Origin of the sequence: Leptolyngbya sp. NK1-12, assembly GCF_032598965.1 — a bacterium.
Taxonomy (GTDB): domain Bacteria; phylum Cyanobacteriota; class Cyanobacteriia; order Elainellales; family Elainellaceae; genus Elainella.
Genome location: NZ_CP053586.1, coordinates 4889842 through 4906571 on the forward strand (window position 1 = coordinate 4889842; position 16730 = coordinate 4906571).

10 protein-coding genes are annotated in these 16730 nt (G+C 49.6%); 5 read left to right on the plus strand and 5 right to left on the minus strand.

Annotation, left to right across the window (positions count from 1 at the left end):
- The first annotated feature begins 105 nt into the window (after nucleotides 1-105).
- The 3 genes from HJG54_RS20810 to HJG54_RS20820 all read left to right on the plus strand — a co-directional run bounded on the left by HJG54_RS20810 (nucleotide 106) and on the right by HJG54_RS20820 (nucleotide 3919).
- Nucleotides 106-1317, plus strand: coding sequence for a 4-hydroxy-3-methylbut-2-enyl diphosphate reductase (locus HJG54_RS20810; RefSeq protein ID WP_316431138.1), 1212 nt, complete (start codon nucleotides 106-108; stop codon nucleotides 1315-1317).
- A 119-nt stretch (nucleotides 1318-1436) separates the two neighbouring features.
- Nucleotides 1437-3098, plus strand: coding sequence for a phosphoglucomutase (alpha-D-glucose-1,6-bisphosphate-dependent) (pgm, locus tag HJG54_RS20815; protein ID WP_316431139.1), 1662 nt, complete (start codon nucleotides 1437-1439; stop codon nucleotides 3096-3098).
- A 374-nt stretch (nucleotides 3099-3472) separates the two neighbouring features.
- A complete protein-coding gene (locus tag HJG54_RS20820; protein ID WP_316431141.1) occupies nucleotides 3473-3919 on the plus strand; it encodes a hypothetical protein in 447 nt (148 codons plus the stop codon).
- A gap of 111 nt (nucleotides 3920-4030) precedes the next feature.
- Here the strand turns inward: HJG54_RS20820 and HJG54_RS20825 are convergent, their stop codons facing one another.
- A complete protein-coding gene (locus tag HJG54_RS20825; RefSeq protein ID WP_316431143.1) occupies nucleotides 4031-6367 on the minus strand; it encodes a S8 family serine peptidase in 2337 nt (778 codons plus the stop codon).
- A gap of 392 nt (nucleotides 6368-6759) precedes the next feature.
- Between HJG54_RS20825 and HJG54_RS20830 the strand changes: the two genes are divergently transcribed.
- Together HJG54_RS20830 and HJG54_RS20835 are read left to right on the plus strand one after the other, a co-directional pair.
- On the plus strand, nucleotides 6760-7278 hold the full coding sequence (locus HJG54_RS20830; RefSeq protein ID WP_316431144.1) for a hypothetical protein: 519 nt from the start codon (nucleotides 6760-6762) through the stop codon (nucleotides 7276-7278).
- Nucleotides 7278-11099, plus strand: a complete 3822-nt coding sequence (locus HJG54_RS20835) for an eIF2A-related protein (RefSeq protein WP_316431145.1) — start codon at nucleotides 7278-7280, stop codon at nucleotides 11097-11099. Before HJG54_RS20830 ends, HJG54_RS20835 begins: the two co-directional genes overlap by 1 nt.
- Before the next feature lie 92 nt (nucleotides 11100-11191).
- Here the strand turns inward: HJG54_RS20835 and HJG54_RS20840 are convergent, their stop codons facing one another.
- The 4 genes from HJG54_RS20840 to HJG54_RS20855 all read right to left on the minus strand — a co-directional run bounded on the left by HJG54_RS20840 (nucleotide 11192) and on the right by HJG54_RS20855 (nucleotide 16596).
- The gene (locus HJG54_RS20840; RefSeq protein ID WP_316431147.1) at nucleotides 11192-12274 is read right to left on the minus strand and encodes a hypothetical protein; all 1083 of its coding nucleotides are present in this window, start codon (nucleotides 12272-12274) and stop codon (nucleotides 11192-11194) included.
- 135 nt (nucleotides 12275-12409) lie between these two features.
- Nucleotides 12410-13087 carry a hypothetical protein gene (locus HJG54_RS20845; protein WP_316431148.1) on the minus strand — a complete coding sequence of 226 codons (678 nt, stop codon included), beginning with the start codon at nucleotides 13085-13087 and terminating at the stop codon, nucleotides 12410-12412.
- A gap of 75 nt (nucleotides 13088-13162) precedes the next feature.
- On the minus strand, nucleotides 13163-14239 hold the full coding sequence (locus tag HJG54_RS20850; protein ID WP_316431150.1) for an SH3 domain-containing protein: 1077 nt from the start codon (nucleotides 14237-14239) through the stop codon (nucleotides 13163-13165).
- A 203-nt stretch (nucleotides 14240-14442) separates the two neighbouring features.
- Entirely contained in the window at nucleotides 14443-16596 is a 2154-nt protein-coding gene (locus HJG54_RS20855; RefSeq protein WP_316431152.1) for a hypothetical protein, read from the minus strand.
- Between the last annotated feature and the right edge of the window lie 134 nt (nucleotides 16597-16730).

The following is a 16730-nucleotide window of genomic DNA, read 5'->3' on the forward strand; positions in this document are numbered from 1 at the left end:
AGCAAGTTGCGTCAATCCCTTTCCCGTCTTCTGATACCCTGAAAACAGGTGAAACGCCAGATTACTCTCCCGATCAATTCCACGATCAATCTTCCGAGTCAACGCATGGATACTAAAGCTTTTAAGCGCTCGCTCAACAACTCGGACAACTATCATCGCAAAGGATTTGGCCATGAGGCCGAAGTGTCTGACCTGATGCAGTCCGAGTATCAAAGTTCTCTGATCCAGGAAATTCGCGACAATCAATACCGACTGCGGCGCGGCGATGTCACGATTCGGTTAGCGGAAGCCTTTGGATTTTGCTGGGGTGTGGAGCGAGCAGTGGCGATGGCCTACGAAACGCGGCAACATTTTCCCACCGAGCGGATCTGGATCACCAACGAAATTATTCACAATCCTTCGGTGAACCAGCGGCTGCGAGAAATGCAGGTGGAGTTTATTCCGGTGCAGGGCGACCAAAAGGATTTTTCTGGCGTAGAGCAGGGCGATGTCGTAATTTTGCCTGCCTTTGGAGCCAGCGTTCAGGAAATGCAGCTCCTGAATGACAAAAATTGCACAATTGTAGATACCACCTGCCCCTGGGTCTCGAAGGTGTGGAACACGGTGGAAAAGCACAAGAAAGTCAGCTTTACCTCCATCATCCACGGCAAATACAACCACGAGGAAACCATTGCCACTAGCTCGTTTGCCGGCACCTATCTGATTGTGCTGAATCTGGAGCAGGCCCAATATGTGTGCGACTACATTCTGAATGGCGGCGACCGCAACGAGTTTATGGCCAAGTTCAGCAACGCCTGCTCGGCTGGTTTCGACCCCGACCGCGACTTGGACCATATCGGCATCGCCAACCAAACCACGATGCTGAAGGGCGAAACCGAGCAGATCGGCAAGCTGTTCGAGCATACGCTGATGAAAAAATACGGCCCAGATAAGCTGAATCAGCATTTCCAGAGCTTCAACACCATCTGCGACGCTACCCAGGAGCGGCAAGATGCTATGTTCAAACTGGTAGAAGATCGGCTCGATCTGATGGTGGTGATCGGCGGCTACAACTCGTCTAACACCACCCATCTGCAGGAAATCGCCATTGAACGCGGCATTCCTTCGTACTACATCGACAGCGCCGACCGGATCGGTCCTGGGAATCGAGTCGAGCATAAGCCGCTGCATCGAGACTTAGAAGTGCAGGAAAACTGGCTGCCGCCCGGAGAAATTGTGGTGGGGATTACCTCAGGTGCCTCCACGCCCGACCGTGTAGTAGAAGCCGTGATCGAAAAGATTTTTCAGCTCAAGGCGACGGCGGTGGCGGTTAGTTAAGTTACTCCATCTACCCAACGCTAGATCTTCCTGCCGATGCGGGTTAGATTACACTGGCTGGCGCGGATTTCGAGTTATTCTATTTGAGGAGAACGCCCCAACCGAATAGGAGAGCACAGATGCAAACCGTGGACGAAAAGATTAGCCCCCTCGCCGGAAAGCTAGCTCCTGCCGACAGTTTGATTGATGTCTCCAAGCTGTTGGACCAGTATTACACGGTACAGCCCGATCCGGCCAATCCCACCCAGAAGGTCAGCTTTGGTACCTCTGGACATCGGGGATCTTCGGCTAACGGCACTTTTAACGAGGCGCATATTCTGGCTGTGTCGCAGGCGGTGGCTGAGTATCGCCGCAGTCAGGGCATCGATGGTCCACTCTACATGGGGATGGATTCACATGCGTTGTCGGCTCCGGCTCAAAAAACGGCGCTGGAAGTGTTGGCGGCGCATGGAGTCGAAGTGCATATTGCCGTCACTGAAGGCTATGCCCAGTACACGCCCACGCCGGTAGTCTCCCACGCCATTCTCACCTACAACCGGGGCCGCACCAGCAGCTTGGCAGACGGGATTATCATCACTCCCTCCCATAACCCACCCAGCGATGGTGGCTTCAAGTACAATCCACCCTCTGGCGGTCCGGCAGAACCGGAAACCACGAAATGGATCCAGGATCGGGCCAATGCGTTACTCGCCAACGGTAACCGCGAGGTGCAGCGGATCTCCTACGAAAGTGCACTGCGGGCTTCTACCACCCATATCCACGATTTCATTACGCCCTACGTCAACGATCTAGAGAGCATCATCGACATTGAGGCGATTCGTTCGGCAGGGCTGCGGATTGGGGCCGATCCGTTGGGTAGCTCCAACATTGCCTACTGGGAGCCGATCATCAACCGCTATGGCCTCAATATCACCATCGTCAACAACAAAGTTGATCCCACCTTTGGCTTCATGACCGTAGACTGGGATGGCAAAATCCGCATGGACTGTTCGTCGCAGTACGCGATGGCGAATTTGATCAAACTCAAAAACGATTACGACATCGCCTTTGGCAACGACACCGATTCCGACCGGCATGGCATTGTCACACCCAGCGTCGGCTTGATGAACCCAAACCATTTCCTCTCGGTAGCCATCTACTATCTGTTCAGCAACCGCAGCAACTGGCCCTCCAACAGCGCTATTGGCAAAACCTTAGTCAGCAGCAGCATGATCGACCGGGTCGGCAAACGGATCGGGCGGCAGGTGTGCGAAGTGCCGGTGGGCTTCAAGTGGTTTGTGGCGGGTCTGCTGGATGGTTCGCTGGGTTTCGGTGGCGAAGAGAGTGCCGGAGCCTCTTTCCTACGCAAGGATGGCACGGTTTGGACCACCGACAAAGACGGCATCATTATGGATCTGCTGGCGGCGGAGATCACGGCCTGCACGGGTAAGGATCCGGGTGTCCACTATCAGGAGCTGACAGCTCAACTGGGCACTGCCTACTACAGCCGCATCGACTCGCCCGCCACGCCGGAACAAAAAGCCCGCCTCGGCAAACTGGCCCCCGACGATGTCAAAGCCGCCTCCCTCGCCGGAGAACCGATCGTCGCCAAATTGACCAAAGCTCCAGGCAATGATGCCCCGATTGGCGGCCTCAAGGTTGTTACCGAAAACGGCTGGTTTGCTGCTCGCCCCTCTGGCACCGAGAATGTGTACAAGGTCTATGCCGAAAGCCTCAAGAGCGAAGCCCATCTGGAGCAGATTTTGACTGAAGCGAGTCAGATTGTGAACGAGGCGCTGTGAGGAGATGGGGGAGATGCGGCTCGTGAGCCTCGCCGAACGAGGAGAGGTGGGGAAGATGGGTTTAGAAGTGGAACATGGCACTCAGCTAGAGGCTGTGCTGACGCAGGTTGAATTTGGCTTGTGCTAATTCTGATCCATCTTCAAAGTCAAAGCTGTTAAAGTGATAGGCGAGTTGCAGAGACATCCCGGCTGAACTGCTGAGAATAGACACTGCCCACTAGCACTAACGCTGAACTGCTAGCGCTATCTGGCCCGCGCAATCTCTAAATATACACTATGTATACACTATGTCACTCAAACTTTCATTCGGTGAAAATAAATCCAGCACAGATTTATTCAGTTCAGCGGTTGCTTTGACAAAGCGCTCTAGTCTCATGCTTAAAGATGTTCCACGCTCGACTTCTTTTGGGCACAGCAGTAGTGTCGGCACGATGGAATTGATTCGTCCACGTGCCTCCAAAAGCAACGCGATCCGCATCCGCCGCTCAGGGTTCCAGGATTTCCGGCGAGTGGGCAGACGAGAAAATGATCCGCGCTATTATCGGTTTACTTTGAAGCGATCGGGGCGAATCGATATCTCGGTCCAAAATCGGGAATTTGGCGGATTCCTTGGCTTTCCTACTCCTACGTTGAAGGTGCGCTTAGAACGAAGCAATGGTAAAGTTCTGAATCGTCGAACGGTGAGAGGCGGAGAGTTTGGGTTTATCTCCCGCAGGCTTGACCGCAACACCACCTACTACATTCGAATCAGCAGTTCAGGTGAAAGTGTACCGTACCGATTGGGATTGAGAACCAGAGGCGGAGCTGAGTTGTTTCGTTAACCGCCGAGCGTTGTTTCGGTCAATGCGTATAATGTAGATTTCCCCATCTCCCCCACCTTCCCTCGTTCGGCGACGCTCACGAGCCGCATCTTCCCCACCTTCTCCACCTCCCTACACCTGCACCACAAAATCTGCCGCACTCAACCTTGGGCTATCGAGCAGAACCGCAAACTTAGCACCTGGACCTAATCCTTCAGCCTGACGATTGGCGTTATAGAATAGCGTGCTGGAACTGCGACTGTAGACGATTCGGGCTGTGCTGGTGGCAACGGCATTGTCGTTGGCAACGCTGCTAAACTCATTCGATTGACTAAATCCAATTCCGGCGCGACTGCTGAGGCCAAAGCTGGTTTTGTCGAGAACAATTTTGTCAGTACCGCGCAGAAAATCGGTCAGGGTATCTACACCAAGCTGCGGCGATTGGAAACTCTCAGTTGTACTGAACAGAAACCGATCGGCATCCTGTCCGCCGGTTAATCGATCATTGCCTGCACCTCCGCTTACCGTATCATTACCAGTTCCGCCGTTGAGCCAATCATTACCGCGACTGCCGTTGATTCGATCTGAATTGGCAGCGCCGTTCAGCGTATCATTTCCACGACCGCCATTTAAGTCATTCTTAAAATCATTACCTTGAATCACATCATTACCATCACCGGTAACGGCATTTTCGATGATGGTGCCATCTGCAATGGTCAGCAAGTTACCAAACAGCAAACTGCCCGTACCGGGAACTAGATTCAGGACAATATCGCTGCTGATAGCGGCTGCATTGAAGGTGTCGTTGCCAGCAGTGTCACTGAGAATGCGACGGACCGGATTGCCCAGCAGTTTGGCAAATTCGTTCGTGTAGATGTAGGTATCATCGTCGCTACTTTTGTCACCATAGAGGCGCAACGACCAATTTTTCAGCATACCACTGTTGCCTTTGCTGCGATCTCGCACTGTAAGTGTCCAAGGGCCAGCGCTGGTTTCGCCCCAAAATTGACTGCTGGAGAAGGTGAAGCGCGGCTTTAGTTCATACAGCGGTCCTAACAAGGGATGGAAGATGGAACCATCGGTGCTAGATTGACTGACCAGGACACTTTCTGTACCGTTGGGAGACTTGAGCCCAATTTCCAACTCACCGACGATCGGATGGCTCAGCTCCAGCTCCACTTCCACAAAATCGAGTTCTAGTGGATTATTGACCGTCACACTAGAGCGCAAGCTGCCGGTGCCGTCCGGAATCGGCTGGTTCAAACTGCGGCTGACGCTAATCCGCTCTTCGTTAGCAAAGCTGTGCTGAGTAGTCCAGGTTTCCGCCAAGCGCACGGCTGCGTGGGCATCGACTAGACCAAAGCCATAATCGGGACTTGTATGAAGGCCGCCACCGTTCCAGTTGCTGGCTTTGTTGATCGACCAACTTGCGTTTTTAACATCGGTGCGACGCGCCGAATAGGCGAGAATTTCCTGCACATCGCGGTAGCCTAAATTCGGATTGGCATTCAGAATCAACGCCGCCACGCCAGACACCATCGGAGCCGCTGCCGAGGTGCCGCCAAAATTATCGGTATAGTCTGACGGCGCATAGGGATCGGTTAACAGATTATAGCCCGGAGCACCCAATCGATCCGTGGTGACAATGCCATCCTCTAGATCACCACCCAAGGCAGATACCAGCAGGTTTGCACCTGGTGAGCTGTAGTAGGTATGTTTGCCCAGATGATTAAGCGCGGCAACGGCAATCACAAAGCGGGAGTTTTGGTGGTTATGGTAGTTGGCACTGTCCCCTTCAATGCGCTCATTGCCAGCCGAGAATACAACCACCGTACCCAAACTTGCCCGTCCGTTTTGCACTGCATTTTGCAGGGCAGTTTGATTACCCGCTAAGTCAGCTTCTAGAAAATTATCGGTAAATGAGCCGATATACCCCCAACTGTTATTGACGACATCAAACTTGACCATCTGCTGCAGCGCCACTGCATCCTGATCGAAACTACCTGTCGCACCGCTAAAGTCAATGCGTAGGCCAGCAATCGTGGCTCCGGGGGCAATCCCAACCCCACCAATCGAGTTGGCAGCGGCAGCAATAATTCCAGCTACAGCGGTACCATGATCGTCAAAGAGGCCAGGAGAAACATCATCGTCTAGTTGGGCAGCATCAAAGTCAATGCTGGTATTGAAGTTGGGCTGTAAGTCGGGGTGAGTATACTGAACACCATCATCGAGAATGCCAACTTTAATGCCTTTGCCAATATAGTCCTGCCACAAGTTGATTACATTGAGGTCAACACCGACCGTACCGCCCGTTTGACCAGTGTTTTGCAGATACCACTGTTGTCCAAACAGCGGATCGGTCCCGATCTGGGCTGTAGCAATGAGCGCCTTGAGTTTCTGAGTCGGGTGGTAAATTGGATGAGTAGGACGATTGCGGTCTGAAAAGGTAGGATGCACAGAAGTCAGCAAAAAATGGGAGACAAATCGCTTTAGCTTATTGTGCTTGATGGTACAACGCGGTGGCTATTCCCCACATGGGTACTTGACTGATTTTTAGACGAGCTGCTTGCAGAAGGTCTTGAAAGTATCAAATATACTGTTTTCTTAAGGCACTGGTTGCCACCTCCGCCAGACTAGAAAAACTCAGAGGTGCTTGCCTGACTGGAATGCTTGAATAGCAATCGAACTGGATACTAATGTATATTGTCAGTTCTGCGCTTTGGTCTTGCTGTCTCCACTTAATCTTTCTTTGAATTCAAGCTCTAAAACCACAAAGCTTGGCAAAATTGATCACATTAGGAAAATTCAGATTCATATGCTAGACAACTAAAGTAATCTAGGCAACTATATAGGTAACTAAAATGTTTAAGCTAACCATTGAACAAATCCTGGCCAGCATTGCGGCGTTGAGTCCTGAGGAGAAAAAAGAATTTGAACAACGCTTGCCAACTGTCTTAGAATCAACTGCTTCTCTCGCCAGCCCCCAATCTGGACAGGTCATGACAAATACCCTGGGTGATGTGCAGCTCAGTGGCAGCAATGCCGCCTTTAACTATCAGCCCAGTCAGGCGGGACGGGATGTCAATCTGTCTACCAACGTCACCCAGGGATCATCCGAGCAGCAAGAGCTTCTACAGGCATTATTGATTCTCAAAACAGCCATTCAAAGCGCTGAAGGTTTACCTGACCTATCAAAAATCGGTGCTGAAACCCAGGTTGACCAACTGGCAGCCGAAGCCGAAAAGGAAAACCCCGATAAAAATTTGATTGGTCGTACAGTCGCTGCCCTCAAGCAAGGTCTTCAAGGAGTACAGGAACTGGCTGGTCCCGTGATGACGGTTGCCTCGATTGTTGCTAAGGCGTGGGGCATTCCGGTGTAATGAACCCCCAAGAGCCTCAAAACCAAGCTGCTTTGCCGTCCCAGCGCATGGACAATACGTTGGGCAATGTCAGCATTCAAGGTGATAGTGCAACGTTTACGTTCGCACCGGTCCAAAACAATACGCAAATCCAAACCCAGATCATCCAAATCTCTGCTGAATGGATTACTCAGCGAGAACTCAACAAAACTTCTCCTTACAAAGGACTGAAGCAATATAACTTCTCAGATCGTGACTATTTCTTCGGCAGAGATGCGCTGATTGCCCGTTTATTTGAAGCAGTCAACCAAAATAAGTTTCTTTTAGTTGTCGGTGCGTCTGGCTGTGGTAAATCGTCTGCCGTTCGGGCAGGGCTAATTCCAGAATTAAAATCTAACCTGGGTGCAACTAAACTGCTAGATTTCGTGTTTACACCGGGCCGCAACCCCTTTGAGAGCTTCTATCGCTGTTTATTAGCCGATGGCAAAGACTATCGGTTTTCTGAGGATGAGGCCGAACCAGCGCGGGCGGCGAATGCGCAAACAATCGTCACTGTGATTCAGTCGCTGAAACAAGATCAGGACCGATGGTTAATTTTTATCGATCAATTTGAGGAAATTTTCACAAACTGTTCTGATGAACAAATTCGGCAAAGCTTTATAGATGCCTTAGTGCAGCTCAATCAAAATTCTGATGACTCAGTGCGTGCAGTTTTGGCCATGCGAGCAGACTTTCTGGAGTATTTCAGCTCCTATCCGCAGCTCGGCATGATTGCCAATAGCAACAATATTCATCTGGTCACGGATATGCATCGAGATGAGTTGCGGCAAGCGATTGAACAACCGGCAGCAAAGCATGGCGTTGTGTTCCAGGAAGGATTGGTGGAGCAAATCATTCAGGAAGTGCAAGGTCAAAGCGGCTATCTGCCGTTACTGCAATATACGTTGAATCTCTTGTGGGAAACAGAATGTATTGCTCTGGGCCAGGATGGTAAACCCCACATTGAAGACCGGACCCTCAACCGCTCAACTTATTCGGCCTTGGAAGGAGTGCGGGGAGCTTTGCAAGCGCGGATTAACAAGCTGTATCAGCAATTGAATCAGACAGAACAAGACGCAACCCGGCAAATTTTCCTCAGATTGGTTCAAATTGTAGACACCGATTCTGGCTCACGAGCGGTTAGTCGGAAAGCCTATCGCTCTGAGTTTCAAGGCGAGACGATCGAAACCACGCTACAGAAATTTGTGAATGAAAATATGGTTGTCAGCGGCTATGAGTATTCCAGCCAAGACAAAATTTTAGTGAGTAGTTTGTCGGATGTAAAGAAAAATGCCATCTTTGAAATTGCCCATGAAATCATTTTAAGCTCCTGGGATGAACTAAGAAAATGGTTAGAGGAAGCTAAGGATGCGATTATCTTTAAAAACCTACTGGCCGATGATGTGCACCGCTGGCAATCTGCCCTCGCTCAGGTAACATCTGAAGATTCCGAGAAATTAGATCGGGCAAAAGATGAACTGCTCAAAGGTTCTAGATTAGATCGAGCGATTGAACTGCGGCAAAACAATGCATTTGTGCTGTTAGGAGGATTGACCGATTTAGAAAATCAATTCATCGATGCCAGTGTTGAATGGCAAAGGTTTCAGCGTCGCCGCCAAGCTGAGCTAGAGACGGAAAAAGAGCGCAATCAACTCCTAACTGAAGCTAATCAAAAGGCCAACAAAATCATCCGGAGAGGCATGATTTCCCTGGCTGTGATTGTTCCGGTGGCAATTGGAGCGTCCTTACTCGCCTCCCATGCATTGAACAGGCTAGCCTTTGCCAGAACAGCCAGCGAATTAGAACAGAAGGGGGTGAGTTCGCTTGAGCAAATCGACTTTAGCGAGATTGATGCCTTACTGACAGCGATTCAAACTGGTCAGGCACTGCAAGATCTAGCTGGCGAAAATACCAGGATGGGAGCCTACCCCGCCTATAGTCCGATTGTGGCACTAGACATGATTCTAAACAGAATCCGCGAAAAGAATCGGTTTCCGGCAAATCAGGGGGAAATCAAAGCAACGGCCTTCAGCCGGGATGGCAAGCGCATCGCCACTGGGGGTAAAGATGGCACGATTCAGCTTTGGAGTTTGGCAGGGGAAAGACTGACGCAGTTTCAAGCCCACGAGGGTGGTCCGCTTGCCAGTATCAATTCGGTTAGCTTTAGCCCAGATGGCAAGTACATCGCCTCCGCGAGCGAAGATGGTACGGCCCGTCTATGGGCCGATTCTGGCGCTCCGGTTGTGACTCTGACTGGGCACCAGGGAGAAATTGAGAGCGTCAGCTTTGGCCCGGATAGCCAAACGATAGCCACCTCAGGCAGTTCGGGAGAAGTGTTCCTTTGGACTATTGCTGGGAACAAGCTGAGACAGTTGAAAGGACATCAGGGCACAGTTCTTAAAGTCACGTTTAGTCCGGATGGACAAAAACTAGCCACTGCCGCTACCGATGGCACAATCCGAGTCTGGAATGCGTCTGGAACGCAACTGGCTGAGTGGAAAGGACATGGGGGTGAACCAGTCTATTCCGTCAGTTTCAGCGCAGATGGGCAAAAATTGGTTTCGGCTGGAGGCGACAAAACGGCGAGAGTCTGGAATTTGTCGGGTCAACCGCAACTCGTATTGGAAGGCCATAAGCTGCTGGTGACTAGTGCTAGCTTTGGCTACAAGGATCAGCGATTGGCAACGGCATCAGATGACGGCACGGCACGACTATGGAATCTGGCTGGAGAAGAATTGGCTAGATTTCAAGGCCATCGCGGTGTGGTTTGGCATGCCAACTTCAGCCCTGATGGAAACTACCTGTTCACCACGGGTCGGGATGGGACGGCACGGCTATGGAATTTAACCAAATCAGCAGCACCCAGCTTCAAAGGGCTGCAAGCGGATGCGAATACGGTCAGCATCAGCCCAGATCAGCGTCTCATCGCCGCAGCCGGTAATGAAGGAATCCTCAGCCTTTGGGACGCATCGGGTAAGCTAGTCAAGGCATGGACTGCGAACCCCAGAGGGCATATTTTTAGCATCTCCTTTAGCGCGGACGGGCAACGGATTGCCACAGGTGGAGTAGACCCTAGTGTCAGCCTTTGGGACTTATCCGGGAATAGAGTTGCGCAGCTAAAGGGTCACGGAGGGTTTGTCAATAGTCTCAGCTTCAGCCCAGATGGACGGTTCTTAGCGACTGCAGGGCAGGATGGACAGGCGCGGCTGTGGACGACTAGCGGCGATGAAGTAGCTTTACTGCATGGGCATAAAGATGTAGTGAGTGCGGTCACGTTTAGCCCTGACTCATCGACTATCGCAACGGCGAGCTGGGACGGTTGGATTAAACTTTGGGATACATCCGGCAGCTTGCTACGAGAATGGCAAGGTCACTCGAATAAAATCAGCAGTTTGGACTTTAGTTCTGACGGCAAGCTGATGGCAACAGCTGATAAAGGCGGCATGGTGCGTCTTTGGACTAAAACAGGTCAGCAAAAGCTTGAGTTTTATAGCTATCAAAGCGGTGTCAATGCCCTCCGGTTCATTCCCAATTCTGCGCTGCTCAGTACCGGAGGAATGGACGGAACGGTGCGAGTGTGGGATTTTTCCGGACGACAATTCAACGAATTCACCCATGAAGGCGCGATTTGGGGCATCGCTCCAGCCGTAGATGGAAAGCAGATTTTGGTCGGGGGAGATGCGGGTGAAGTCCGCCTCTGGGCAATCAAATCGCTACCTGAAACAATTGAGCAAGGTTGCAGTTGGTTGCAAGATTTTCTAAAGAGTAATGATTTTGCAGGTAAAGGCATTTGTTCGTTTTAGAATGCTTGTCCTAGAAAATCCCAGAAAAGAACTTAACATCAGAACAAATCGATTTGGTCAAGCTGCGAGACTATATCTTTGCAATATAGAGGTTAATTCTTGGATGTACGATTCAATGGATGATTCAGATATTCCATCGACTCTACAACTTTGACCGCTTCCTTGAGAGAGAGCGTTCTTCTGCAATTACCATCCCATAACGAATAGAGTTGGCTTCCACCCCATTTGGTCGGGAGCTGAAAATTCTTAAAGCTAAGAAAGGATTTCTTAGTCTCCTGAACAAAGTCAATATACATCAGAGTCACACGACCCAAAATGGGTGAATCTGCTTCTGCATACTGCACATCTTCTGCTCCAGCACCTCCCCGACCTGTCGCCCCTGAAACCACAAAGCATGAGTCATCTGGAGACTGATAGGTAACTTGATATCTAGGTTCAAACATCAAGTTTCCACTCGATGGTCTAGCGGCTGCTTCAACTGATTTAAGGGTATAGTTCTCAGGAATGTAAGTTGGCACAATTACATCAAAGGTTAAGCCCATATCACTGTACCGATCCAAAGCCAGCAATGTTTGAGACTGCTCTGAACTGAGTTTGGCTTTTTGGGCCACAGATTCGGTAGATGCAGGTAAGTCTTCTAGGACGATAGGCGGCCCGATATCAGCAGTGGCAAGGCTGGCTATTTTTCGGCTAGAAAGTTGATCGTTTAATTTGTCTAGAGTTTGTTTCGCATTGGATTCACTCGTAAAATAGCCTAGAATTGCCGCAGATGTAGAATAGTTTCCAGAATCTTCTTCGCCAATTCGGATATAGCCCATGTGGGCATGTGGGCAAAATTTCGTTCGGACTTCTACCAGCGCTTGAACAGGCTCTCTCGACCACGACCATTCTTGGCTCTCAGACTCGATATACAGCGGATAGACCTTCAGGGGATAGTCACTGCGGTTAGTGGGTAATGCATCGCCACAGAAATTTGGAAATGATGCCTCTGAATTAAGTGAAGTCTCTTGAGCATCTGAGCTTGTTTCTTCGCCTCGTGCTGTGGGAGAGCTGATGCGAGGCTGATCCTGACCACAGCTAGCCAGCACAAATACAGTGCAAATAGACAGTACAGCCTTCAGCAGCCATCTGTCAGAACGATTTAGCTTGTGATCAAAAATATCTAGATGTTTCATGAAAAATAACCCTTTATGACATTACTGCTACTAAGAACAGTGCGTACAGAGATTCCAAGAAATGTTTTTAGAAGTTGCTCAATCAATGCGCTATTGAGTTTTTACTTCGAGTAAATCAGTCACATTCTGAAAGTATCAAGGATTCAGATAATCAAGCGACTCCACAATTTTGGCAGCTTCCTGAAATTCAATCGCATTACACTGACTGTTGACAATGCCAGGAGACCAAAAGGAGTATTGTTGCTCAGAAGGAATTACACCCTGTACGGTGAATTGATTAAATCCTATCCTTGGTTGATTTGTTACCTGATCAAACTGAGTATATCCTAGCTCCACATTGCCCAATGCTTTAGAATTCACCGTTATAATTTCAAAGTCCTCTGCGCCTGCTCCAAAGCCACCTGAAGCGCCTGAGATCTCAAAGCAGTTATTACTATCGTCAGAGTAGGTGATGCTATAGCCTGGTCCGAAGCGTTTGTCATCGCCAACCTCGACCTTTTCGACCTTAAAGCCATCGGGAATATAGGTCGGCAAAACGATTTTCACTGGAATATTTTTATAATTATTCTGATCAATTTCAAGTAACTTATTTTTATCTTGGGATGATAGCTTCGCCGCAGTGACCTTCTCGTCAGAAGTTGAATTTTGAGATAACTGGGATTCCTCTACTGGTTGAGTTCCTGGTGTGTTTTGAACTTCGCTGGTGCTAGCTATATTCGGATTGGTTGTTGTCTGATTCTTCGCTTCAAAAGTTTTTTCACTAGCGCACGCGGTCAGCAGACATAAAATAAACAGAAGTATTTTATTTTGCACTTCTTTCTCCTAAATTATGGGTTCACGAATTATTGAGATTTGACAATCTCAATAGTTTCTTATTCATTCCTTTCTTTAAAGAGGCTGCCACTGTTTAGTTGGCGGGTATCCTCCAGGTGCTGGATTTAGATAATCCAAAGACTCAACAATTTTGGCAGCTTCTCGAAGGCTTACACTATTACATTCCCTGTATTGACCTTGAGAAGGTGAGTCGAAAAGATAACTGACTTTGCCTACGCTAACCCAAAAATTGGTCAATGGTTTTTCGGAATACTGGCTGAACTCAGTTCTCCCTATCTTGATCTTTCCTAGAGCGAGGGATTCAACTTCAATAACTCGAACCTCCTCAGCTCCATCGCCAAGGCCACCAGTTGCAGTTGAAATACCGAAACAAGTTCCATCGTTGTTCTCGTAGGTAATGGAATACCCTCCAGGACCATCCCGACCATCAAACTTGGAGACACCGAATTTACTAATGTAAAACCCTTCTGGAACATAGGTTGGAACAATAATGCCGTAGGATTTTCCATTCCATCTCGGCTTGTCTTCTTTAAACTCATATTGACTGAAATGATCCAAATCCATCAACTGATTGACTTGCTCGGGTGTCAACTTTGCTACTTTTGCAACCTCAGCTCTAATTCCTTCTGAAGGCTTTTCCGAAACACCATTCGAGGTTTGAATGAAATCGCTCCGAATCCAGCCTTCGGCTCCAGACCCATCAAACTTCACATAGTACCAAGTCAAACCATCTGCACCCTCAGCTTTATCGAGTAATTTCACAGGATCACCTACTAAGCCATAACCCTTATCCGGCGAGGTCGATGACGGTTTTGATCTCAAATTAATTCTTGAATTTGATTGCTGAGCCGTTAGTCGAGCAGACTTTGGAAATTCTCGGATAGTGCTTTGGGTAGTACTTTGCGGAGATTTTGGCTGAATTAACGATGGGCTTGCTTCGCGGTCGTTCAACGTCCCTTTCACATCGTCGATTTGCTCTATCGGCTCGACTTCGGCCTTTGTGACATTTTTGGAGCTATAGGAGTTACTATCTGAACATGCAGCTAGTAGGCCCAGACCAATAAAAACCAGCAATAAATTGCTCTTCACAAGGTTGCTTTTCACATTGACCCCTCCGAACAATTGACTCATTCAGGACGGTTTTCAAACGTTCACTTCGCTTCAAAACTTGAACAGAAACTCCTACCATGCATTGTATTGTCCGATATTACCTATGCCTATAACCCGCAAGGGTACTTTATACATTAAGAATTACATAGAACAAAAGAACTGGTGGTTTTCAAGGTCGTAGACTATGTGCGGCTTGCTTAAGAACTTGCTTAAGAAGTGCATCTCTATACCTGAGAAACCAACTGTCCTTCGTGAGGAAAACCAGGGTTTAAGATTTTTATCTGTTTTGCATCACACAGATATTGCACCCGCTCATCGACAAACGCCTCATCCACCTGAGGAAACTGCCTCAGCGAATTTTGGACCAGCGTTTGCAGACCGATTACCGGATGGGTGCGCACGAGGCTGAGCAGATAATCTTCGACTTGGCGAGTCAGGCGATGACCGTTGCCCAAATCGGGGAGAGGAGGGAAGGGCGAATCCAGGCTGATGGCTGGTACAATCAACTCCTCAGACCAGTTTGGGTCAGGTTCCAATGCCGTGACTATGCCCAATGCCTGTAGGAGCGTACAGTCGTGCCAAATTTTGGCCTGTTGGGTCAAAGATTGCAATTGCTTCAGGCCAATCGTTTGACTGCCGACGACCAGATCGCCTTCACGGGCATCTTTCACCAGACTGTAGTAGGCAGCTAGGCATTGGACCGAAGCTATGTCGGGTTGAAGGTGGCGATGGGGGATGGCTGTGAAAATTTGCCGATAGAGTTGGTGCCCTTTGAGGCTGGGTTTGCCGATTCCTTCCGCCCGAATTAGATACAGAGCTTGGCAGAGATTTTGCTCTAACACCCGCTGACAGGCTTCCATGACGCGAAAGAAATTATCCATACCCTGATCTTCGGTCCAAACGATGCCAATTCGACCGGCAGGGTTGGGCGGCTGGGGCAGTTGGTAGCTAAAGGAATAGCCGGCGAATTTGGTGCGTTCCAGCAGCGGAGCCTGAATTTCGCTAGCCTCCAGAGTTGTCAGGGCTTCCTTTAGCATCTCGATCAGCTCTAGGGACGTAAAGTGGCGAATCCGGGTGACGCTGTCCTGCATTTTGGTCAGCTCATCGCGCCAGCGCAGTTTAAAGGCGGCTAGCAGTTCGGTTGCAGGAGGATGGAGCCGTTGAGCCGCAGGTTCTACCGATTGGAGCGCATGAGTTGCAGCAGCACCGTTGGTTCCAGCCGTTTGCATCAGCCATTCTTTGTAAGCTTGCAGCATATCGCGTCCGAGCCTGAGGGCATCGCGGGGGTTGGTTCTGCCGCCAGGAAAGTTTTCGGCCAACTGATGGAAATCGAGCGGGTAGATCAGGGACGTGGGCTGGGGTTGCGCCTGACGGTGCAGTCCATTCAACCGAGACGCCCAGAGGGATTCAGCTTGCTCCAGGTTGATCAAGCGGAGGGGAATCTCCCGATCGATGCGTGCTCGGTGGGATTGGTCGATGCGATTTTTATAGTGCTCCCAGGTATTGGTCAGAATGCTGATGACGATCAAGAAGTTTTTGTCTTCATCATGAATTTTCGTGTTGATATTGAAGAGGCTTTGCAGATCCAAAGCACCATCCGGCAGGCGGGCGATACTTTCGAGCTGATCAAAGCACAGCACAATCGGTTGGGTATTGATCGCCACGCGGCCAAAGTTGGCCAACACCTCACGGGCGGCCTGTTCAGTATCAATCGAGCTTTTTAGGCGCAGAGCTTCCAGCGACTCTTCGCTCAGATCGTCAGCACGCAGCCACTCACAGGCGAGGGGATAGAGTTTGGCATCGGTCAGATCATGCAAAATCCCAAAAAACTTATCGGCGTTATAGATACTATTTGTCCCAGCCTGCTTATAGATCTCCTTAAGCCGTTTGATAAATTGCTGTCGATCCGTCTGTAACAGATCGAGGATGTTTTCCTTGATGCGATCCTTCAAGCTGCGCTGTTTGAGAGCTAACAATACGCTTTTCAACCACAGCAAAAGCTGCGAATACTTCTGCCCAGATGGAACCTGCACCAAGCTATCGACTGTATAACGCAGGATGTGACGCCAGAGATAATCGCTTTGGGGAAAGGGTGGAATATAGACAAAAAAGGCTCGATGGTTGAGGGCACGCTTTAAGCGTCCTAACAAATAGGTTTTGCCAGAACCGCTGTCGCCATCTAGGATGATTGTGCGGGTGTAGTGATCGCGAGCCACCTGCTCTAGCGTTGCTTCAATGACTGACATAGCGTCCTGGTGGATGGATTCCACCATCGGCTCCGGATCTTTCTGACGATGCCAAAAGTTGACCGAGCGCAGATTATCAAACGGATTAGTGCCCCTCAAAATCAGGTCATCGATCGATGCCATGTCCGCCATATCTGTAACCCTTGTATCATTTCGTAGTTCGTAACACCCAATGCCTAATTATGAAGTTTGAAGTTGGGGAGCGTTTTGTAGATTTCATCTGCAAGATTTATCGGGTGAATTGGTATAAGTTGCCCTGAATTGCC

What these genes read in the sequence shown, in the direction of transcription:
- HJG54_RS20855 (WP_316431152.1), bottom strand. Translation starts at nt 16,596, where the DNA reads ATGGCGGACATGGCATCGATCGATGACCTGATTTTGAGGGGCACTAAT.
- HJG54_RS20835 (WP_316431145.1), top strand. Translation starts at nt 7,278, where the DNA reads ATGAACCCCCAAGAGCCTCAAAACCAAGCTGCTTTGCCGTCCCAGCGC.
- HJG54_RS20830 (WP_316431144.1), top strand. Translation starts at nt 6,760, where the DNA reads ATGTTTAAGCTAACCATTGAACAAATCCTGGCCAGCATTGCGGCGTTG.
- pgm (WP_316431139.1), top strand. Translation starts at nt 1,437, where the DNA reads ATGCAAACCGTGGACGAAAAGATTAGCCCCCTCGCCGGAAAGCTAGCT.
- HJG54_RS20850 (WP_316431150.1), bottom strand. Translation starts at nt 14,239, where the DNA reads ATGAGTCAATTGTTCGGAGGGGTCAATGTGAAAAGCAACCTTGTGAAG.
- HJG54_RS20820 (WP_316431141.1), top strand. Translation starts at nt 3,473, where the DNA reads ATGCTTAAAGATGTTCCACGCTCGACTTCTTTTGGGCACAGCAGTAGT.
- HJG54_RS20810 (WP_316431138.1), top strand. Translation starts at nt 106, where the DNA reads ATGGATACTAAAGCTTTTAAGCGCTCGCTCAACAACTCGGACAACTAT.
- HJG54_RS20840 (WP_316431147.1), bottom strand. Translation starts at nt 12,274, where the DNA reads ATGAAACATCTAGATATTTTTGATCACAAGCTAAATCGTTCTGACAGA.